Raw genomic sequence first — 19,778 nt, 5'->3', positions numbered from 1 at the left:
GCGCCGTCGATCACGCCGGAACTCACACTACTTGGGGGCGAACCGCTGGCCGGCGTCCAAACGCAGGCACTGGCCGTTGAGCATCGGGTTCTCGGCGATCGCGACGGCGAGCTTGGCGTACTCCTCGGGCTTGCCGAGACGCTTGGGGAACGCGGCGTCCTTGGTGAGCACCGCGGCGAACTCGTCGGGAATGCCCTCGGTCAGGCCGGTGGCGAACAGGCTCGGCGCGATGGCCAGCACCCGGATGCCCAGGCTGCCCAGGTCGCGCGCCATGGTCAGGCACATGCCGGCGATGGCTGCCTTGGACGCGGTGTAGGCGACCTGCCCGATCTGGCCCTCGAACGCCGCGATGGAGGCGGTGTTGATGATGACGCCGCGCTCCTCGGCTTCTGCGTCGACGGGCTCGTTCTTGCTCATGTGCCACGCCGCGAGCCGGCTGATGTTGAACGTGCCGATCAGGTTGAGGTCGATGGTGGAGCGGAACGAATCCAGGCTGTGCGGTCCGTCCTTCTTGATGGTGCGCTCGCCGATGCCGCCACCGGCCGTGGTCACGATGATGTGCAGGCCACCCAGTGCGCCGACGGCCTCTTCCAGCACCTTTTCGGTGCCGTCGAAGTCGGTGACGTCAACGGCCAAGAACGAGCCGCCGATCGCGTCGGCCACTTCCTGCCCTTTGGATTGCGGCCGGTCCAGCACAGCCACGCTCGCGCCGCGCTTGGCCAAGGCCTCGGCGGTGGCCCGGCCGAAGCCCGACGCGCCGCCGACGACGATAGTCTTCTTGCCTTCGATCTCCATCTAGCTTCCTTTCCAAAAATGACCGAAATCGTAAAGCAACCTATCCCATCAACCCTTCCGGTAAGCCTTTCGGGTTCTCGTCTTGCACCGCTTTGCACCGCGCGCGTGCGTGTCTGTCCCCCGACACGCCGCATTTCGTCCACAATCAGCGCACGCTCGCCGCTGATGAGCGTGCGTAAATCCCTCGACGCCGCCACTGAGACCGCATAGGTTGGCCTGCCATGACCCCTGCCCAGCACTGGCGCGACCGACTGCGCGAGTCCCTGCTGTCGGCGCGTAAGTCCCGCGACACCATCAGCACAGCCGCGATCCGGTCGGCGTTGAGCGCCATCGACAACGCCGAGACACCGCGGGCCGATCAAACGGATACCCGCATCGGTGGATCGATCGCGGGTGCGGTGTCCGGGGTGGGCTCGACCGAGGTCGCCCGCCGGGCGCTCAGTGATGCCGAGATTCGCGGCCTGATTCAGGCCGAGGTCGATGAACGACTCACGGCGGCAGACGAATACAACGCCAACGGGCATCACGAACGAGCATCGGATCTGCGATCGCAGGCGGCAGTTCTCAGCCAGACCCTTTGCAGCGTCGATCGACGATAGTGCGCTGAGCCGTCACGCGGACGACACCAGCGGCATCAGAACCCGGGCCAACCGCTCGGGGTCAGGCAACGCATCCGGGTCGAGCAGCCATTGAACAATCAGACCGTCGGCGACGGCAACCAGTACAGCTGCCAGCCCTTCGGGATCGCCGCCCCCGCCGCCTGGTGTCGCGATGGCCGCTGCCGCAGCACGGAATTCACGGTAGTGCGCCGCCAGCTGCTGACGAAGTTCCGGTGAACGCTGCGCCTGCGTCCACGCCTCCAAATAGCCGACAGCAACCGGCCGGCCGTGCAGCACGGCGCGGTGGCTCGCTGCGATGACCTGCTGCCAGTGGTCGGTCGCACCATCCGCGGGCTCTGCGGCGACAATTGCGATCTGTTCCAGCCAGCGCCGCCCACATTCAGCCAGCGCTTCGTTGAGCAGCCCTTCTTTGGAACCGAAGTGATAGCCGATGGCACCGAGATTGGTGCCGGAGGCGTCGACGAGATCGCGCGCTGTCGTGCGGCCATAGCCGCGGTCCTGGATGCAGGCGACAGCGGCCTCAAGCAACGCTTCGCGATTACCTCGTCGACGTGCCATCGAATCACCCCTCGAGAATGAGACATTTGTCTGATACGTTCGTCTTATGCGGGACGATACCCGCAATCCCGTCGACGTTGTGATCGTCGGCGCCGGACTTGCAGGCCTCAACGCGGCGCGTACGTTACGGCGGGCCGGTAGGCGAATTGTGGTCCTTGAGGCCCGTGGCGAAGTTGGCGGCCGCACCCGCACGCGTGAAATCGACGGGAGAACAGTCGATTTCGGTGGTGAATGGATAGGACGCGCTCATCGGCGGATGTGCGCGCTGGTCCGCGAACTGGGGTTGCACACCGAACCGGCGCGGAACATCGGGCACCCCGTCCTCTGGCGCCTGCCGAGCGGGAACACCTGTCGGCGGCTGCCACCGCCACGTGCCTTGGTCGATATCGCCAAGGTTTTCGCGTGCGCAGGGCGGGATTCGCGTGGTATCGACCCGACGGCGCCCTGGGCAGCGCCCGACGCTGAACGGCTCGACGCCAGGTCCGTCGCCGATTGGCTCGACGACCGTCGGTTGGGCATTGAGGGTCGCTACCTCATCGAGCGGCTCATCGGATCGCCCGCCTGCCAGAATTTGGATTCGATGTCCCTCCTGCAGATGCTGTGGTTCTTCCGCTTGGCAGGCGGCCCACTTCGCAGCGCCAACACCACATTTCAGTGGCGCATCGCTGAGGGCGCTCAGGAGATCAGCGTCCGCATTGCACGTGAGCTGGGCCCGGAATCCATCCGATTGAACACGCCCGTGCATCGGCTCCAACAGGTCGGTGGCGTAGTAGTGGCCGAAGCCGGGCAGCTGACGGTGCACGCACGCCACGCCATCGTGGCAACACCGGTTCCGCAGGTTGCCCACGTCGAGTTCGATCCACCTTTGCCGACCGCACTCGCCGAGCTGTCCCAATTGAACGTCGGCGCGGGCATAAAGGTGATCGCCGGCTTGCCGTCCGGACATCCGGTTAAACACAACACTGTGCTCGGCGGCCGCTTCCTCTGGGGTGCATGGCGGCGTGACGATCGAGTCACGGGCTTTGTCCCCCCGATGGCAGGGGCCGTGTCCGATGCGGATCTCATGGACGATCTGGCCGACGCATTCGGCGTCAAGACCCGCGCCGATCTGCGCTGCCCGACAGTGTTCCGCTGGGCCGACGAGCGTTACATCGGCGGGTGTGACGCCGTGTTCGCGCCTGGGCAAGTGTGCGGGTTCGGACCGCTGCTCACCCGTCCGCACGGTCTCATCCATTTCGCCGGCGTAGGGCGCAGCAGTTGGCCGGACAATATGGAGGGCGCCGTTCGCAGCGGTGAACGTGCAGCGCGCGACGTCTTGCTGGCGGTGAGGTAGGCAGCTACCCGGTTGCACTGCCTCGACAGCGTTGTCGGCAGATCGTGGGACGCTGAACGCATGCTGCTCGCCGACGTCGCTGCCGCATCCGCCGACATCGCCGGAGCCTCGGCGCGGCTGGCCAAGATCACACGCATCGCGACTCTGCTGGCCCTGGCCGCCGCCGAGGGCGACGCCCAGACGGTGGCGGTCACCGTGTCCTGGCTGTCCGGGGAGCTCCCCCAACGCCAGATCGGTGTCGGCTGGGCCGCCCTGCGCTCACTCCCGGCGTCGGCGGAGATCCCCACGTTGACCATCAGCGGCGTCGACACCGCATTCACCGACATCAAAGGAATCGCGGGCAAAGGCTCTCAGTCGCTGCGCGCCGATTCGGTGCGCGACCTTTTCGCGGCGGCCACCGACACAGAGCAGACGTTCCTCCGGAGGCTCCTGGGCGGCGAACTGCGCCAGGGCGCCCTGACCGGGGTGATGGCCGACGCGGTGGCCCGGGCCTCCGGCATCCCGGCGGCCGAGGTCCGGCGCGCGGCGATGCTCGCCGGCGATCTGCCCGCGGTGGCGGCCGCAGCGCTGACCGGTGGCCGCGACGCGCTGGCCGAGTTCCAGTTACAGGTCGGGCGCCCTGTGGGACCCATGCTCGCGCAAACCGCGACCGGTGTCGCCGACGCGCTCGAACGGCTCGGCGGTACGGCGATTCTGGAGGCCAAGCTGGACGGCGCCCGCGTACAGATCCACCGCGAGGGATCGGAAGTGTCGGTGTTCACGCGCAGCCTGGACGACGTCACCCACCGACTGCCCGAGGTGGTCGAGGCGACGCTGGCCTTGCCGGCCACCGATCTGATCGCCGACGCAGAGGCCATCGCACTGCGGCCCGATCGACGGCCCCACCCGTTTCAGGTCACCGCGGCTCGGTTCGGCCGCAAGACTCCGAACGATCTCGAACCGCTGTCGGTCTTCTTCTTCGATCTGCTGCACATCGATGGCCAGGATCTGCTCGATCTGCCGACCGATCAGCGGCTGGCGTCGCTTGACGCGCTGGTACCGCGAGACCGGCGCGTCGATCGCGTCATCACTGCCGACGCCGCCGCCGCACAGCAGTTCCTGGACCGCACGCTGGCCGCCGGCCACGAGGGCGTGATGGCGAAGGCGCCGACGGCGCCCTATGAGGCCGGCCGTCGCGGCGCCGGTTGGCTCAAGGTCAAGCCCGTGCACACCCTGGACCTGGTGGTGCTGGCGGTCGAGCGGGGGTCGGGGCGACGCACCGGCAAGTTGTCCAACATCCATCTGGGCGCCCGGGATCCGGACACCGGCGGATTCGTGATGTTGGGCAAGACTTTCAAAGGGATGACCGACGCGATGCTGATCTGGCAGACCGAGCGGTTTCGCGAACTGCAGGTCGACGACGACGGCTGGGTGGTCACGGTCCGGCCCGAGCAGGTCGTCGAGATCGCCTTCGACGGCGTTCAGCGGTCCAGCCGTTACCCGGGCGGCGTCGCGCTGCGCTTCGCCCGGGTTCTTCGCTACCGGGACGACAAGACCCCGGAAGAAGCCGACACGATCGACACGGTGCGTGCATTCCTCGCCTGACGGGACCCCGTTCGTCTGGTTAGGGTTCTGAAACCGGGATTCGATGCCGCGCGGTTTGGCTCGATGAAAAGATCACACCCGACGTCTATGACACTGGGTGAGCGAGGAGAGACCGTGGCACAACCGGATGCCCCACCAACGGATCGCATCGAGGAGCACGACGGCGACGTCACCTATATCCGTACCGACAAAGACCTTCCGCCGGTGGCGGTCATCGACCGCTCTCCGATCACCGCCAAGCACAGAGCGATCTTCGCGACCGTCGCGGTGCTGGGCGCCGTCGCCTGGGCGGTGATCGCCTTCTTTCGCGGTGAGACCGTCAACGCGGTCTGGTTTGTGATCGCCGCGATCTGCACCTACGTCATCGGCTTCCGGTTCTACGCCCGGCTGATCGAGATGAAGATCGTCCGGCCTCGTGACGAGAATGCCACTCCGGCAGAGCTTTTCGACAACGGTACGGACTACATGCCGACCGACCGGCGGGTGCTGTTCGGTCATCATTTCGCCGCGATCGCCGGTGCGGGCCCGCTGGTCGGCCCGGTGCTGGCCATGCAGATGGGCTATCTGCCCGGCACGATCTGGATCATCATCGGCGCCGTCGTCGCCGGCTGTGTCCAGGACTACCTGGTTCTGTCCATCTCGGTGCGCCGGCGCGGACGCTCTCTCGGTCAGATGGCGCGCGACGAGCTCGGCCTGGTCGGCGGTGTCGCCGCCATCGTCGGTGTACTGGTCATCATGGTGATTCTGCTGGCGGTACTGGCGCTGGTGGTGGTCAACGCACTGGCGGAAAGCCCGTGGGGCGTGTTCTCGATCGCGATGACCATCCCGATCGCCATCTTCATGGGCCTGTACCTGCGCTTCTTCCGCCCCGGCCGGGTCTCCGAGGTGTCCCTCATCGGCGTCGTGTTGCTGCTGCTCGCGGTCATCTCCGGCGGTTGGGTGGCCGAAACACCATGGGGCGCCGACTGGTTCACGCTGTCTAAGGTCACCCTGTCGTGGTGCATCATCATCTACGGCTTGGCCGCCTCGGTGCTGCCGGTGTGGTTCCTGCTGGCCCCGCGCGATTACCTGTCGACATTCATGAAGGTCGGCACCATTGCCCTGCTGGCCATCGGCATCCTCATCGCTCGGCCGGTGATGCAGGCGCCGGCGATCTCGCAGTTCGCCGCCAGTGGCACGGGCCCGGTGTTCGCCGGCTCATTGTTCCCGTTCCTGTTCATCACCATCGCCTGCGGTGCACTGTCGGGCTTTCACGCGCTGATCTCCTCGGGCACCACGCCCAAGCTGCTGGAGAAGGAAAGCCAGATGCGGCTGATCGGCTACGGCGGCATGCTCACCGAGTCGTTCGTCGCGATCATGGCCCTGATCACCGCGGCGATCCTCAACCAGCACCTCTACTTTGCGATCAACGCGCCGACGGCGGCCACCGGTACCACCGCGCAGACCGCGGCCGATTACGTCAACGGCCTTGGCCTGTCCGGTCAGCCGATCACTGCGCAGGAGATCACCGCGGCCGCCGACGGCGTCGGTGAGCATTCGATCGTGTCGCGCACAGGCGGTGCCCCCACCCTGGCCTTCGGTATGTCCGAGGTACTGCACCAGGTGTTCGGCGGGGAAAGCCTCAAGGCGTTCTGGTACCACTTCGCGATCATGTTCGAGGCCTTGTTCATCCTCACCACTGTCGACGCCGGCACCCGGGTGGCGCGGTTCATGCTCTCCGACGGCCTAGGGAATCTCGGCGGACCGTTCAAGAAGTTGCGCGATCCGAGTTGGCGGGTCGGCGCCTGGGTCTGCAGCGTGATTGTGGTCGCCGCCTGGGGCTCCATCCTGTTGATGGGGGTGACGGATCCGCTGGGCGGCATCAACACCTTGTTCCCGCTGTTCGGCATCGCGAATCAGCTGCTCGCCGCGATCGCATTGACGGTGGTCACGGTGGTGGTGATCAAACGCGGCTTGGTGAAATGGGCCTGGATACCCGGCCTTCCGTTGTTGTGGGATCTGACGGTGACCATGACGGCATCCTGGCAGAAGATCTTCTCCGCCGATCCGAAAGTCGGCTACTGGAAACAGCATTCGCAGTACGTCGCGGCCCAGGAAGCCGGCAAATCGACCTTCGGGGCAGCGAAGAACCCCGATCAGATCGATGCTGTCATCCGCAACACCTTCATCCAGGGCACGCTGTCGGTGGTCTTCGCCGTGCTGGTGCTGATCGTGTTCATCGCGGGCGTGGTGATGGCGCTGCAGGCGCTGCGCGGAGCCGGTCGGCCGCTGGCCGTGGAAGAGGAGGTGCCCTCGCGCATCTTCGCACCGTCAGGATTGATCGCCTCGTCGGCCGAGAAGGAGGTGCAGAAGCAGTGGGACACCTTGCCCGGAGCACACGCCGGGCCGCACGCCACATCGGGTGGTACTGGTCAACATTGATGGGCGACAACCACTATCGGCGCTACGTCGCGCACCGAGAGCGGACGCACCCCGGTGAGCAGGTGCTGTCCGAGCGGGATTACTGGAAGATGCGGCACCGCAACACGGAGGCCAACCCCGGCGCGCGCTGCTGCTGAGCCGACGAATCTGCTGATCGTCTGGCCTGGGGGCGTCACGTCCAGCTAAACTGTCGTCCATACGGTAAGGCCGTCGTGAATGGAGCGCGTTCGTGAATAAAGACGACATGATCCTGATCAGCGTGGACGATCACATCGTCGAACCACCTGAGATGTTCAAGAATCACCTTCCGAAGAAATATGCCGACGAGGCACCGCGCCTGGTGCACAACCCCGACGGCAGCGACACGTGGCAGTTCCGCGACATCGTCATCCCCAACGTCGCGCTCAACGCGGTCGCCGGCCGACCCAAGGAGGAATACGGCCTGGAGCCCCAGGGCCTCGACGAGATCCGCAAGGGTTGTTACAACGTCGACGAGCGGGTCAAGGACATGAACGCCGGCGGCATCCTCGGCTCGATCTGCTTCCCGTCGTTCCCCGGTTTCGCCGGCCGCCTGTTCGCCACCGAGGATCCCGAGTTCTCCCTGGCTCTGGTGCAGGCCTGCAACGACTGGCACATCGACGAATGGTGCGGTGCCTATCCGGCCCGCTTCATTCCGATGGCGCTTCCGGTGATCTGGGATGCCGAGGCGTGCGCCCAGGAGGTGCGCCGGGTGTCCGAGAAGGGCGTGCACGCCCTGACGTTCAGCGAGAACCCGGCCGCGATGGGCTACCCCAGCTTCCACGACGACTATTGGAACCCGCTGTGGAAGGCGCTGTGCGACACCAACACCGTGCTCAATGTGCACATCGGATCGTCGGGCAAGCTGGCCATCACCGCACCGGACGCGCCGCTGGACGTGATGATCACCCTGCAGCCGATGAACATCGTGCAGGCCGCCGCGGACCTGTTGTGGTCCAAGCCCATCAAGGACTATCCGGATCTGAAAATCGGGCTGTCGGAGGGCGGCACGGGGTGGATTCCGTATTTCCTGGAGCGCGTCGACCGCACCTACGAGATGCACTCGACCTGGACGCACCAGAACTTCGGCGACAAGCTGCCCAGCGAGGTGTTCCGTGAGCACTTCCTGACCTGCTTCATCTCCGACCCGGTCGGCGTGGCTCTGCGGGACAGGATCGGAATCGACAACATCAGTTGGGAAGCCGACTATCCGCACAGCGACTCCATGTGGCCGGGCGCTCCCGAGGAACTGTGGGACGTGCTGACCGAGAACAACGTGCCCGACGACGAGATCAACAAGATGACGCACGAGAACGCCATGCGCTGGTACTCGTTCGATCCGTTCACCCACATCGCGCGGGAGCAGGCCACCGTGGGTGCACTGCGTAAATCGGCTGAGGGCCATGATGTTTCGATCCAGGCACTGAGCCACCACGAGCAGGGCACCCGCGGTGACGCACTGCACGCCGCGGCGCGGGGAAACTCGGGCGAGTAGGGGCCCGTTACCCCGCGAGCAGACGCAAACCTGCCCCTTTTCACGTGGGCAGGTTTGCGTCTGCTCGGCGAACCGTTATCGCAGGGAATACCGCACCGGCAGGTGCTTGAGACCTCCGACGAACGTCGTCGCCATGTGCTGCGGTACGCCGGCGAGCTCTGCGGAGCGCAGCCGCGGTAGCAGCTCGGAGAAGAAGCTGTTGATCTCCAGCCGGGCCAGTGCGGCACCGAGACAGAAATGCACGCCGTAGCCGAACGCGATGTGTTTGTTGGGATCTCGCCCGACGTCGAAGCGGAACGGATCGACGAAGACGTCCTCGTCGCGGTTACCCGAGACATAGGACAGCAGTACCGACTCGCCCTTCGCAATGCGCACACCGCGAATCTCGTAGTCCTGTTGCGCGGTACGCATGAACTCCTTGACCGGTGTGGTCCACCGGACCATCTCCTCGACCGCCAGCGGCATCAGACTCATGTCGTTCTGCAGCCGGGCCAGTTGGTCGGGATTCTGCAGCAGCGCGTGCATGCCGCCAGAAATGCTGGCACTGCTGGTGTCGTGGCCGGCAGCGGCGATGATCGCGTAATAGGAAACCGTGTCGATATCGGACAGCGGCTCCCCGCCCAGGGTGGCGTTGGCGATCGTCGAAGCCAGGTCTTCGGTCGGATTCGCCCGGCGCGAGGCGGTCAGTTCGGTGAAGTACTGGAACATCTCCAGCAGCGCCATGCCCTGCTCTTCCATGCTGGTGCCGCGCTTGAACTCGTCGTCGTCGCTGCCGAACAGCTCCTGGGTGAGCTTGAGCATGAACGCAAAGTCGGACTCGGGCACGCCGAGCAGCGTCATGATCATGTACAGCGGATAGTTCACGGCGACCTGCTGCACGAAATCGCATTCCGGCCCCTCGTCGACCATTCTGTCGACGAACCGTTTGGCCAGTTCATCGGCGCGATCCTTCAACGCGCGCATGGCCTTTGGCCGAAACCAGTTGGCTCCGATGGCCCGCAGGTCGCGGTGTAGTGGGTCGTCCGTGTGGATCAACGTCCGGATTCCGATCGCGGCCTGCTGCTCGTCACCCTCGCGGGTGACGAGTACCGGGCGCGGCGAGTTGGTGAAGATGTCGTTGGCACGCTCGATCTCCATGATGTCTGCGTGTTTGGTGATCGCCCAGAACGGGGCATACTCGTCTACCTCGACCCAGGACACCGGGGCGTTGACCCGGAGGTGGGCCAGGTCCGCGTGCAATGTGACTTCGTCGGTATACGCCGCCGGGCTGGCGAACATCTTGGCGACATCGTCGATCGTGCGGACGGTCATACGTTGCTCCTCACTGGCGGGCATTCGCGAAACTCCTGCAGCACCGCGTTGACGGTTTCCGGGGACACAGCGGTGGGAAAACCTGGCAGCACGCGGTCGATGACGCCCTCGCAGCGGCGACGCAACGCCGCGGCCAGTTCGGGGATCGGTGCGACCACGGCGAAGGTGCCGAGCACGTCGTCGTCGATGAGCTCACCCATCGCGTCCCACTGACCGGCCAGCGACAGCCGGTGCAGTTCGGTATGCAGATCACCCCAGCCGTGCAGCTCCAGGACTTTGCGGTAGGCCGGCGTCGAGCCGTAGAACGCGAGTTGCTTGCGGGTCGCGATGGACGCCGCGGCCATCTCCTCTTCGTCGGCGCCGGTGACCACGAAGACGGGGCAAGACAACTCGAAGTCGGCGCGATCACGACCGCTGCGGTCCATGCCGCGCTGCAACGCGACCGTGGTCACCTCGTCCAGATAGCGCCGGGTGGTGAACGCGTGGGCCAGCAGCCCGTCGGCCGCCTCACCGCACACTTCGGTCATCAGTTCACCCACCGCGGCCAGGAACACCTTGGGGAACGGCAGCGCCGACGGTTCCGGGGTGAACATCGGCGTCATGATCTTGTGGGTGTAGAACTCGCCTTCGAACCTCAGCTTTGTTCCGTCACGCCAGCAGCCCCAAATCGCGTGCAGCGCTTGGATGTACTCGCGCATGCGGCGCGCCGGGTGACTCCACGGCATGCTGAAACGTTTCTCGATGTGCGGCTGGATCTGGGTGCCCAGTCCGAGGATGAAACGTCCGCCCGAGTAGGTCTGCAGATCCCAGCCCAGCTGGGCCGTGGTCATCGGATTGCGCGCGAAGGCCACCGCAATGCTGGTACCGATCTGGATCCGCTCGGTGTGCTCGGCTGCGATCGCCAAGGGCAGGAACGGGTCGTGGTTGATCTCGCCGGTCCAGCATCCGTCGTAGCCGCTCAACTCGAGCTCACGGGCGACATCCGGAACTTCGGCGAGCCGGCTCGGGATGCCGCGGTCGACTTTGACAGCGACCGGAACGGGGTCACTCATCGGCGACAGATTCCTTTGCCAGTGTGTTGCACAATGCGCAAAGCGAGCACCTGATCGACGCTACAGTAAGCAATTCAGTATGGTCAACGGCGGTAGGCTGGAGCACCCAAGCTCGAGCGCTCGACAAAAGGACGGCGGCATGACGAACGACCCGGAGTGGAAGGAAACTCTCGAGGACCTTGCGCGTCGACGTGAGCACACCCGCGGCATGGGCGGTCCCGAGCGGTTGGCCAAGCACCACGGCAAGGGCAAGCTCGACGCCCGTGCGCGGATCGCGCGACTGCTGGATTCCGGCACCTTTCAGGAGTTCGGGACCCTGGTCGGCGGCGACATCGCCGCCGATGGGCTCGTAGCAGGTTCGGGCCGCATCGACGGAACGCCGGTGATGGTGGGCGCCGAGGATTTCACCACTCTGGCCGGCAGCATCGGCCCGGGCGGCAACGCCAAAAGGTACCGGTTGGCCGAGTTGGCGTTGCGCAACAAGATCCCACTCGTGATGTTGTTGGAGGGCGCGGGTTTTCGCCCCAGCGGCGAGCACTACGGACGCACCCCGACCGATTTGATCGCCCAAGCGAAGTGCTCGGGCAAGGTGCCCACCGTATCGGCGATCCTCGGCCCGTCAGCCGGCCACGGAGCCCTGGTTGCGCCGGTATGCGATTTCAGCATCATGAGCGACCAGGGGGCGATCTTCACCGCCGGTCCCCCGGTGGTGAAAGAGTCCACCGGAGAGGATATTTCGAAGGAGGATCTCGGCGGTCCGAGTGTGGCGCTGGCCAGCGGCGTGATACACAACTACGCCGACGACGACGAGACGGTCATCGACGACATTCGGCGCTACCTGTCCTACTTCCCGTCCAGCGCATGGTCGTATCCGCCGACCCGGCTTGCCGACGACACCGCAGACCCGAGACTCACCCCGGAGATTCTCGACATCGTGTCCCGCGACAACCGCCAGATCTACGACATGCGCGCGGTGATCGACGAGATCTTCGACCGGCCCGACTGGTTCGAGGTGCAACCGAAATTCGGTCGCGCGATCATCTGTGCGCTCGCCCACCTCGGCGGCTATCCGGTTGCGGTGGTGGCCAATCAGCCGCAGGTGATGGCCGGTTCCATCGACGCCGACGCCGCCGACAAGGCCGCACACTTCATCTCGGTGGCGGACTCGTTCCATCTGCCGATCGTGTTCCTTGCCGACAATCCGGGCATGATGCCGGGCAGCCGTTCCGAGCGCAGCGGCGTGCTTCGCAGCGGGGCACGCATGTTCGCCGCTCAGACCGCCGCGACGACGCTCAAGCTGCACGTCACGCTGCGTAAGGCCTTCGGATTCGGCTCGATGGTCATGTCGCTGCTGGGTTTTGACGACCAGGTCGCAACGTTCGCCTATCCCGGAGCGACGATGGGCGCGATGGGTGCGGCCGCACTCAGCGCCGCCACCCACGCCGGCGAGGATTACACCGAGGTGCTCAAGCGCATGGAACTCGAGGCATCGTTCCGATCAGCGGGCCACCTCGGGTTCGACGAGCTCATCTCCCCCGAGGAGACCCGCAACGCGCTCCTGGTCACCCTGCAGCACGGCATTTTCAGCCGTCAGGTGGTGGCTGAGCCAGTGTCCCGCACCCTGATCATGCCGTAACTTCCTCCCGCGAGCAGACGCAAAACTGCCCATTTTCACGCGAAAGTGGGCAGTTTTGCGTCTGCTCGCCAAATCTAGGCCCGCGTGGCCCGGTACTCGGTGACGATCGGCTCGAGCTCGTCGGGCGTGGCCCCGTGCATGATGACCGCATCGGCGCCGTAGTCGAACTCCTTGCGGATGCGGTCCACGCACTGGCTCGCCGATCCGGTAGCCGACGGTTCCAGCCATTCGGCGGGGATCAGGGTCGCGATGTGCTCGATCTGCTCGGCGCTGGCCTTGTGGTCGATGCCGCCCGGGATTGACGTCACGACAGAGTCCTCCCGGAATCGTTGCAGCACAGCCGGATCCCAGTTGTTCGTGCTCACCAGCAGATCGCCGTAGCCCTGCAGGTACGTGGCCAGCCGGGCCACGGTCTTCTTGAGCCGCAGCTCCTCGGGCAGGTGATCGCCCACGGTCGCGAAGCAGGACCACACCCGCACGCTGGCCGGGTCGCGGCCGGCCTGCTCGGCAGCGTCCTTGACCGTCTTCACCGCGCGCGCCAGGGTCTCCGGGGTGAAGTAGGTGTGCAGGATGACGTCGTCGAATTCCCGCCCGCCCAGGGCCAGTGTCTGCGGGCCGAAGGCCACGATCGCCATCCGGATGTCCTCGTCGAAGTCGGGATCGAGGAACAGCACCTGGTACTTGCCCAACGGCCCGTCGTGGTTGAAGATCACCTCGCCGTGCCACAGCTTGCGCATGACCTGCGCGAAGTCCTCCATCTGCGCGGTGGTCACCGCGGGCACCCCAAACGCGTTGTACATGGCTGCGATGCCTCGGCCGATGCCGAGCGTGAACCGGCCCCGCGACAGCCGGTGCATCGTGGTGGCCCACGATCCGGTGATCAGCGGATGACGCGTGTTGTGATTGGTTGCCGCCGTAGCGATCTGCATGCGGTCGGTCACCGCGCAGGCGGCTCCGACGAGCGACGACGCTTCCTTGACGTTCCAGCGCTCGGAGATGAACGCGGTGCCGAAGCCGAGTTCCTCACCGCGCCGCGCCTCATCCATCAGCGTGGCGGGGCCTTCACCGCCGGCGCCAGCCAACAGGTAGTAGCCAAGTTCGTCGAGTACAGGTTGGCTCATGCCCAAACTCCTTGTTTGTAACCACAATTCCACACTTCGGTGATCCGGCCGTCGACGACCCGGAAGATCTCCATGCTGCTGATCGTCATGGCGTTGCCATCAGGGAAGCTCATCGGCGATTCGTAGACGATCGCCACGTGTTCCCCGTCGTCGCCGGCGACCACGAGATTGAGGTCGAAGCGGACGGTCTCGAACATCGCCCAGTGGTCGATGATGCGTTGTACGGCCTGCTCGTGCGTGAGCGTCTGGGCCTCCCCCACATCATGACGAATCACACTGTCGCCCATCAGTTCTTCGGCAAGGACGAAGTCCCGCTTGTTCCACACCACCAAGTTGTAGAGGTCGACGACTTCGCGGGCACTGCGGGCGTTCACGCGAATACCCCCAGAGCATCGATGTCTTCGATGGTCGCCACAGCCCGGTCGATCAGCGTCAGGCACAGCCGCCGGGATCGCTCGGGGGCGCTGTCCCAGGTGAGCAGGGCTATCACCGGCATGTACATCAGCAGCGCGACGCCGAACCGGTAGTGCCGCCACGCCTCGTCGAACGAATAGTCGGTGACGCCGAGCTCGGCCATCCGCCGCACGTACTCGCCCACCAGCTGCTCATCGTGCCCGCGGCGCACCTCGGTCGGCAGCCCCTGACTGACCAGATAGGCGATATCAGCGGCACCCGCACCCCGCACCGTCAGCTGAAAGTCCACCACCTTCAGATCGTCGCCGCGGAAGAACATATTGTCGGCCCGGATATCGCCGTGCACCAACATCTCCCATTGCGACAGCGCCTCCATCGCGATGGGCGCGAGTTCGGTGAACTGCTCGGCGAACTGTGCCACCGCCGACGGCACCTCCTGGTCGGTATGTTCCAGGTACAGCTGCCAGCCCGGCGCAAACGCGGGCAGGAGAAGATCCCGCGTCAGCGGGTTGTCGATGGCCGGAAAGCTGTCCCGGACAGCACTATCCATCGTCTGCGACCAGGCGTGCAGGCCGGCCAATTGGCCGATGCACAACCGCGCCCGAGGTAGCGACAATCCGGCGAGGTGGTCGGCGTTCTCCCAGTCCCGCAGGTCTTCGAGCACCAGCACGAAGTCGGAACCGGACATCCGTGCGACATGGCAATGCGGAGCCGACAGCGGAGCGGCCGCCGCGACGTGGCGGTAGTAATGGAGTTCGCGCTGATATCCGCCGAGCAATTCCATGCCGCCCCGGGCCAACGAGTCAGCAGGCAACTTGACGATCAACGTTGGCGGAACACCATCTTCTCCGGTCAGATGCAGCCGGTACAACGCCGCGGAGAAACCGGTGTCCTCGGCGATCCGCTCGGCATGCACCGCGGTCACCGTCGCCGAGAGCGCCTCGGTCAGCCACTGCGCGCTCACTTCGTCGATCGTCGACGGCACCGCCTTGGCGGCGGGCACAGCGGCTGAAGTCATCCTTGACCTCCGATAGGGAAATTTGACGCCGAACAACTAAGTTAGTTGTCGACCGTCTAATATGCAAGGGTGCCGTCACCGTCCCTAGGCCTGACCCAACCCGAGCGCGTCGAGCTGTCGTCGCGCAGACTGTTGCAGGCCGCCGCCGAGCTGATCGTCGAAAAGGGCTGGGAAGCAACAACGGCCGCCGAGATTGGCCGGCGCGCCGGCTACAGCCGGGCCATGGTGCACGCCCGCTACGGCAGCAAAGACGCGATCCTGGAAGCCTTCCAGGATGTGTATGTGGCACGCCTGAACCCGGACGCCGAACCGGGCGCCACCGGACTGCAGCAGGTGCTGGCACATTTCGACCGTGTTCAAGAAATCCACGCCGAGGACCCGGCGGTGACCCGAGCCATGTTCGTATCAGCTTTCGAGGCGGTCAAGACGACGTCGCCGCTGCGCGACGGGGTGCGCACGCAGCTGAGCGCCGCTGCGGTCAAGATCGATACCGGCCTGCGCGCCGGCATCACCGACGGATCGCTGCGGCCCGATATCGACGTCGATATGGCCCTGCGTGACATCACCGGGGCGATCTTCGGGTTGGCATTCCAGTGGGTGGTACTGCCCGAGGAACACGATCTGGACCACGAGATCGACTGCGTCCGAGCACGGATCACGTCAAGCTACAGTCGTTAGGAACTGCTCGGTCACATCCTGTACCGCACCGGAGAACAGGTGCCCGACGTGACTGCCGTCGTGCCAGTGCAATTCACCGCCCCACCGCTCGTGCAGGGCAACGGCCGATTCCCGCATCGCCATCCGATCATGCCACGCCCCGACGATCAGGCGATGATCGGTGCGGGGCACGGTGCCCAGCGGATTGATCACCGAGGACAACGCCGTCACGATGTCGGATTGCAGCAGATCGCCCGCTTCCAGTCCGGCCGTTCCCCAGCGACCCAGATGCAGACCGATCATCGTGTTGAGACCGAGGATGGGTGTGTAGACTCCGACCGCGCCGACCCGCTGGTCAAGATGCGAAACCAGCGCAGCCACAGCACTACCCAGCGAAAGTCCGGCCACCGCGATCGATGATGCCTGCGGCTCGAGCCAGCCGATCAGCGCCCGCACTTCCGACACCGCACGCATCATGCCGGCGACATTGGCCAGCGGATCGCGGGCGGGATACTCCGGCCAGGACCCGCGCCGCGGCCCGTGTCCGGGCTGCACTGGCAGCGCGACATTGAATCCGAGTTCGCGCAACTGCCGTACCCGGGCCACCAGCAGATCCATCGGATCACCCTGCCCGGCCCCGTGCACCCAGATCAGCCAGGGCCGCGCCTCGTCGCCGCAGCGGTACAGCCGCACCCTGGCCGTGGCGGCACCACCGTGCCCATCGGCCAGGACCGCGTCCGGGAGCGCGGGCTCGTGGTCAAAGATCAGCTCGTCGAAGGTCAGCGCACCGAACCTGCGCGGCCGGATATGCTTGATCGTCAAGGCATCTGGGCATGGATGCGCCCCGTCGATCCCGAGCGCTTCAAGTTCGCAGGCGGCCGACTCGTAGTCACTGAGCGGCCGCGGCAGCTGCGGTGGTGGACCGGTCAGGGTCATGCCGGTGACCACCAGTTCGTCAAGAGTGACTTCACCGAGCTGGCGCAGACCAGTCACTGACAGCGCCCGCCAATCCCCAGCGCCTGCGAGTGCACTCACCGAGCGCGGCACCACGCCGCCGAGTTCCCAGGCGATCCGGGCCGCCCTATTCAAGGATGAATCCCGTATAGCCGTCAGCGGCGATCTCGTCACAGCGGCGACGGTACTCGGGGATGCCCGCGGTGTATCCCAGATACATCCGCTTCTTGCCGGGCACATTTCCGCCGTTGTACCAAGAGTTGCAGGTGGGGTGCACCAGCACGGTGGGTGCCACCAGTGCCGTGGTGTGCTCGACCCATTCGGCCTGCGCCAGTGGCGTCGCCTCGATACTGCGGTGCCCACGGGCCCTCAGGTCGGCGATGCAGTCCGCGATCCACTCCACGTGCTGCTCCAGGGCAGCCACGAAGTTCGTTGCCGCCGAGGGACTTCCCGGACCCTGGATGGTGAACAGATTGGGGAAGCCGGCCACGGCCAACCCCAGGTAGGACAATGCCCCCTCCTTGGCCCAGTACTCCCCCAGCACCAGCCCGTCGCGGCCCCGCACATCGATCCGGCTCAACGCACCGGTCATGGCATCGAAACCGGTGGCGTACACGATCACGTCGAGATCGAAATCGCCTTGCTCGGTGGAAATCCCGGTGGCAGTGACCTCACGGATGGCCCCCTTGCGCAGATCGACCAGGGTGACATTGTCTCGGTTGTACGCCTCGTAGTAACCCTGGTCGATGATCGGCCGTTTGCACGCGAAGGGGTGACTGGGCGTCAACGATGCCGCCGTCTGCGGGTCGGTGACGACGCGGGCCACGGCTTGGCCGTAGAGCTCGGTGGCCATCCGGTTGGCTTCGATATCGAAGAAGACGTCGCCCCAATTCAGCGCACCCATCACACCGTGTTCTTCGACAGCCTGTCGCTTCTCCTCGGGCGAAGCCGATTTCACCGGCGGCCGGGCGAGCATCTCGAGCAGCACCGAGAACGCGCTGAGGCGTGCCGCACCGACCGGATGTTCCCGTTGCGCGGCACGGATCTGCTGGTAGTCGGCCTTGAGCGCGTCGAGCTCGCCGGGCTCGAACGGGCGCACCTGCCAGGGCAGGGTGAAGGCCGGTGAACGCTGGAACACCGTGAGCTGCTCGGCCTGCGCGGCCACCACCGGGATCAGTTGGACACCGGTGGAACCGGTACCGATCACCCCGACCCGCTTACCGGTGAGGTCGACACCCTGACGCGGCCAACGGCTGGTGAACAGCGAGGTGCCGGTGAACTGGTCCATCCCGGGAATGTCGGGCTCGAGTGGCACAGACAGGATTCCGGTGGCCGCCACCACGAATGGCGCGGTCAGCGTCTGCCCCACAGCGGTTTCCACCGCCCACTGTGCAGCGCCCTCGTCGAAGGTCATCGAGACGACGTCAGTACCGAACGAGATGTCGCGACGCAGGTCGAGCCGGTCGGCGACGAAGTTCAGGTACGCCTCGATCTCCGGTTGGGCCGGCATCGTCTCGGTCCAGACCCACTCCTGCTGGATCGCATCGCTGAAGCTGTAGGAATATTCGATGCTCTCGATGTCACAGCGCGCACCCGGATACCGGTTGACCAACCAGGTACCGCCGACGGCGTCGGCCTTTTCCAGGACCTGCACCCGCAGGCCCTGTTCCCGTAGCCGGTGCAGTGCGTACAGGCCGGAGAATCCGGCGCCGACGACGATCGCATCGAAATTGGCGTTGCTCACAAGTCGATGACCTTCTCGTTGCGGTTCTTGCGGTCGACGTAGAACTGGGCGGCCCGGCCGATCGATTCCACGGTCGGCGCGGGCTTCCACCCCAGGTCGCGTGTCGCCTTGCTGTGGTCGGCCGGCGACGTCAGCCACAGCAGCCGGGTGGCGGTGAGGTTCGTCGGAAAGTCAGTGCCGAACAATCGATTCGACATGCCGGCCAGCCACCCGAAGACATACAGCGGGGCCATCGGGATGCCGAATCTGGGCGGCCGCGCGCCCACCGCGTGCGCAGCCGCCGTGAACATCTCCCGCTGGCTCATATAGCTCTCGGACACGATATAGCGTTCGCCGATCCGCCCGTGCTCAGCGGCCAGAACGAGTGCCTCTGCCGCATCATCGATTCCGACTACCTCGGCACCGACACCACGGATGTACACCGGCATCGTGCCGAACGCCGCCATGGCGATGAGCGCGCCCTGTCTCGGCTGCCAATCCGGCGGACCGTACGGGTTCGACACACACATCGCCACGGCAGGCAAGCCACGTTCGCGCGCATAGGACAGCACCAGATCTTCGGCCTGGCGCCGCGATTCGATGTAGGGCCCACCCTTGCCGGCCCAGTTGAACGGGGTGTCCTCGTCGACGGTTGCGCCGTCGTCACCGATAGCGATGGTTCCGATGGTGGAAAGGAACACGAAGCGCTGCAGGTCGACGTCGACCGCGACGTCGAGGACGTTGCGCAGACCCTCGACATTGGTGGAGAACAGTGGCGCCGGGTCGGCGAGATGGGCACGCGTGTCGACGACGCAGTAGAAGACCACGTCCCGGTCGGCCATCGCGGCCGCGACCGCCTCGGTGTCGAAGATGTCGCCGTAGCTGCGTTCGACCTCGACATCATCGATGCCCTTGGTCGAACTGCTCTTACGCAGCAGTACCCGCACATCGTCGCCCCGCTCGACAAGTTGGCGGGTGACGCACGCGCCCACATTTCCGCTTGCGCCCATCACGAGTACTTTTCGCCGGCCGGCCATCACTACCATCCCATCTGATGATTACCGATGG

Annotated in this window: 18 protein-coding genes; 8 read left to right on the top strand and 10 right to left on the bottom strand. The window is 65.5% G+C overall.

The annotated features are described in order from the left end of the window. Window positions 1–27: 27 nt before the first annotated feature. Window positions 28–795, bottom strand: coding sequence for an SDR family NAD(P)-dependent oxidoreductase (locus HBE63_RS06125; protein ID WP_166903957.1), 768 nt, complete (start codon window positions 793–795; stop codon window positions 28–30). A 221-nt stretch (window positions 796–1,016) separates the two neighbouring features. Between HBE63_RS06125 and HBE63_RS06120 the strand changes: the two genes are divergently transcribed. Further along, window positions 1,017–1,394, top strand: coding sequence for a glutamyl-tRNA amidotransferase (locus HBE63_RS06120; protein WP_166903956.1), 378 nt, complete (start codon window positions 1,017–1,019; stop codon window positions 1,392–1,394). A gap of 12 nt (window positions 1,395–1,406) precedes the next feature. Here HBE63_RS06120 and HBE63_RS06115 read toward each other — a convergent pair whose 3' ends face one another. After that, window positions 1,407–1,973 (bottom strand): TetR/AcrR family transcriptional regulator, encoded by a 567-nt coding sequence (locus HBE63_RS06115; protein WP_166903955.1) that lies wholly within the window; start codon window positions 1,971–1,973, stop codon window positions 1,407–1,409. A 46-nt stretch (window positions 1,974–2,019) separates the two neighbouring features. Between HBE63_RS06115 and HBE63_RS06110 the strand changes: the two genes are divergently transcribed. The 5 genes from HBE63_RS06110 (at window position 2,020) to HBE63_RS06090 (ending at window position 8,824) form a co-directional block, all read left to right on the top strand. Continuing rightward, entirely contained in the window at window positions 2,020–3,306 is a 1,287-nt protein-coding gene (locus HBE63_RS06110) for an NAD(P)/FAD-dependent oxidoreductase (RefSeq protein ID WP_166903954.1), read from the top strand. Between the two features lie 60 nt (window positions 3,307–3,366). After that, window positions 3,367–4,890 carry an ATP-dependent DNA ligase gene (locus HBE63_RS06105; RefSeq protein ID WP_166903953.1) on the top strand — a complete coding sequence of 508 codons (1,524 nt, stop codon included), beginning with the start codon at window positions 3,367–3,369 and terminating at the stop codon, window positions 4,888–4,890. A gap of 114 nt (window positions 4,891–5,004) precedes the next feature. Continuing rightward, the gene (locus tag HBE63_RS06100; RefSeq protein WP_166903952.1) at window positions 5,005–7,311 is read left to right on the top strand and encodes a carbon starvation CstA family protein; all 2,307 of its coding nucleotides are present in this window, start codon (window positions 5,005–5,007) and stop codon (window positions 7,309–7,311) included. Next, window positions 7,311–7,448 (top strand): YbdD/YjiX family protein, encoded by a 138-nt coding sequence (locus HBE63_RS06095; protein ID WP_243858537.1) that lies wholly within the window; start codon window positions 7,311–7,313, stop codon window positions 7,446–7,448. Before HBE63_RS06100 ends, HBE63_RS06095 begins: the two co-directional genes overlap by 1 nt. Window positions 7,449–7,540: 92 nt before the next feature. Beyond that, window positions 7,541–8,824 carry an amidohydrolase family protein gene (locus HBE63_RS06090; protein ID WP_166903950.1) on the top strand — a complete coding sequence of 428 codons (1,284 nt, stop codon included), beginning with the start codon at window positions 7,541–7,543 and terminating at the stop codon, window positions 8,822–8,824. Between the two features lie 75 nt (window positions 8,825–8,899). Here HBE63_RS06090 and HBE63_RS06085 read toward each other — a convergent pair whose 3' ends face one another. Continuing rightward, window positions 8,900–10,135 (bottom strand): cytochrome P450, encoded by a 1,236-nt coding sequence (locus HBE63_RS06085; protein ID WP_166903949.1) that lies wholly within the window; start codon window positions 10,133–10,135, stop codon window positions 8,900–8,902. Beyond that, the gene (locus HBE63_RS06080; RefSeq protein ID WP_166903948.1) at window positions 10,132–11,187 is read right to left on the bottom strand and encodes an LLM class F420-dependent oxidoreductase; all 1,056 of its coding nucleotides are present in this window, start codon (window positions 11,185–11,187) and stop codon (window positions 10,132–10,134) included. The genes HBE63_RS06085 and HBE63_RS06080 overlap by 4 nt, the downstream gene beginning before the upstream one ends. Before the next feature lie 139 nt (window positions 11,188–11,326). On the opposite strand from HBE63_RS06080, the gene HBE63_RS06075 reads away from it, so the two are divergent. After that, window positions 11,327–12,823 carry an acyl-CoA carboxylase subunit beta gene (locus HBE63_RS06075; RefSeq protein ID WP_166903947.1) on the top strand — a complete coding sequence of 499 codons (1,497 nt, stop codon included), beginning with the start codon at window positions 11,327–11,329 and terminating at the stop codon, window positions 12,821–12,823. A gap of 74 nt (window positions 12,824–12,897) precedes the next feature. On the opposite strand, the gene HBE63_RS06070 is transcribed toward HBE63_RS06075, so the two are convergent. The 3 genes from HBE63_RS06070 to HBE63_RS06060 are packed head-to-tail and all read right to left on the bottom strand — an operon-like array spanning window position 12,898 to window position 15,376. Further along, window positions 12,898–13,944: a TIGR03857 family LLM class F420-dependent oxidoreductase gene (locus HBE63_RS06070; protein WP_166903946.1), complete on the bottom strand. Its 1,047-nt coding sequence runs from the start codon at window positions 13,942–13,944 to the stop codon at window positions 12,898–12,900. Continuing rightward, window positions 13,941–14,318, bottom strand: a complete 378-nt coding sequence (locus HBE63_RS06065) for a nuclear transport factor 2 family protein (RefSeq protein ID WP_166903945.1) — start codon at window positions 14,316–14,318, stop codon at window positions 13,941–13,943. The genes HBE63_RS06070 and HBE63_RS06065 overlap by 4 nt, the downstream gene beginning before the upstream one ends. Then, on the bottom strand, window positions 14,315–15,376 hold the full coding sequence (locus HBE63_RS06060; protein WP_166903944.1) for a phosphotransferase: 1,062 nt from the start codon (window positions 15,374–15,376) through the stop codon (window positions 14,315–14,317). The genes HBE63_RS06065 and HBE63_RS06060 overlap by 4 nt, the downstream gene beginning before the upstream one ends. A 69-nt stretch (window positions 15,377–15,445) precedes the next feature. Here HBE63_RS06060 and HBE63_RS06055 point away from each other — a divergent pair, with 69 nt between their 5' ends. Next, window positions 15,446–16,054 carry a TetR/AcrR family transcriptional regulator gene (locus tag HBE63_RS06055; RefSeq protein WP_166903943.1) on the top strand — a complete coding sequence of 203 codons (609 nt, stop codon included), beginning with the start codon at window positions 15,446–15,448 and terminating at the stop codon, window positions 16,052–16,054. Here HBE63_RS06055 and HBE63_RS06050 read toward each other — a convergent pair. From HBE63_RS06050 to HBE63_RS06040, 3 genes are read right to left on the bottom strand one after another with little or no spacing between them, the layout of a single operon-like run. Next, complete coding sequence (locus tag HBE63_RS06050; protein ID WP_243858536.1) at window positions 16,037–17,122, bottom strand: alpha/beta fold hydrolase; 1,086 nt, start codon at window positions 17,120–17,122, stop codon at window positions 16,037–16,039. The two genes, HBE63_RS06055 and HBE63_RS06050, sit on opposite strands and share 18 nt — an antisense overlap. Continuing rightward, window positions 17,115–18,731 (bottom strand): NAD(P)/FAD-dependent oxidoreductase, encoded by a 1,617-nt coding sequence (locus HBE63_RS06045; protein ID WP_166903942.1) that lies wholly within the window; start codon window positions 18,729–18,731, stop codon window positions 17,115–17,117. Before HBE63_RS06045 ends, HBE63_RS06050 begins: the two co-directional genes overlap by 8 nt. Beyond that, a complete protein-coding gene (locus HBE63_RS06040) occupies window positions 18,728–19,747 on the bottom strand; it encodes an NAD-dependent epimerase/dehydratase family protein (protein WP_166909439.1) in 1,020 nt (339 codons plus the stop codon). Before HBE63_RS06040 ends, HBE63_RS06045 begins: the two co-directional genes overlap by 4 nt. Between the last annotated feature and the right edge of the window lie 31 nt (window positions 19,748–19,778).

The organism is Mycobacterium sp. DL440, from assembly GCF_011745145.1.
Lineage (GTDB): Bacteria > Actinomycetota > Actinomycetes > Mycobacteriales > Mycobacteriaceae > Mycobacterium.
The sequence above is the reverse complement of the archived record's forward strand: the minus strand, read 5'-3'. Positions and strand labels throughout refer to the sequence as shown.

Coding starts and splice junctions, on each gene's coding strand:
- HBE63_RS06110 (WP_166903954.1), top strand. CDS start 2,020: ATGCGGGACGATACCCGCAATCCCGTCGACGTTGTGATCGTCGGCGCC.
- HBE63_RS06085 (WP_166903949.1), bottom strand. CDS start 10,135: ATGACCGTCCGCACGATCGACGATGTCGCCAAGATGTTCGCCAGCCCG.
- HBE63_RS06040 (WP_166909439.1), bottom strand. CDS start 19,747: ATGGCCGGCCGGCGAAAAGTACTCGTGATGGGCGCAAGCGGAAATGTG.
- HBE63_RS06120 (WP_166903956.1), top strand. CDS start 1,017: ATGACCCCTGCCCAGCACTGGCGCGACCGACTGCGCGAGTCCCTGCTG.
- HBE63_RS06105 (WP_166903953.1), top strand. CDS start 3,367: ATGCTGCTCGCCGACGTCGCTGCCGCATCCGCCGACATCGCCGGAGCC.
- HBE63_RS06070 (WP_166903946.1), bottom strand. CDS start 13,944: ATGAGCCAACCTGTACTCGACGAACTTGGCTACTACCTGTTGGCTGGC.
- HBE63_RS06095 (WP_243858537.1), top strand. CDS start 7,311: ATGGGCGACAACCACTATCGGCGCTACGTCGCGCACCGAGAGCGGACG.
- HBE63_RS06125 (WP_166903957.1), bottom strand. CDS start 795: ATGGAGATCGAAGGCAAGAAGACTATCGTCGTCGGCGGCGCGTCGGGC.
- HBE63_RS06060 (WP_166903944.1), bottom strand. CDS start 15,376: ATGACTTCAGCCGCTGTGCCCGCCGCCAAGGCGGTGCCGTCGACGATC.
- HBE63_RS06075 (WP_166903947.1), top strand. CDS start 11,327: ATGACGAACGACCCGGAGTGGAAGGAAACTCTCGAGGACCTTGCGCGT.
- HBE63_RS06080 (WP_166903948.1), bottom strand. CDS start 11,187: ATGAGTGACCCCGTTCCGGTCGCTGTCAAAGTCGACCGCGGCATCCCG.
- HBE63_RS06115 (WP_166903955.1), bottom strand. CDS start 1,973: ATGGCACGTCGACGAGGTAATCGCGAAGCGTTGCTTGAGGCCGCTGTC.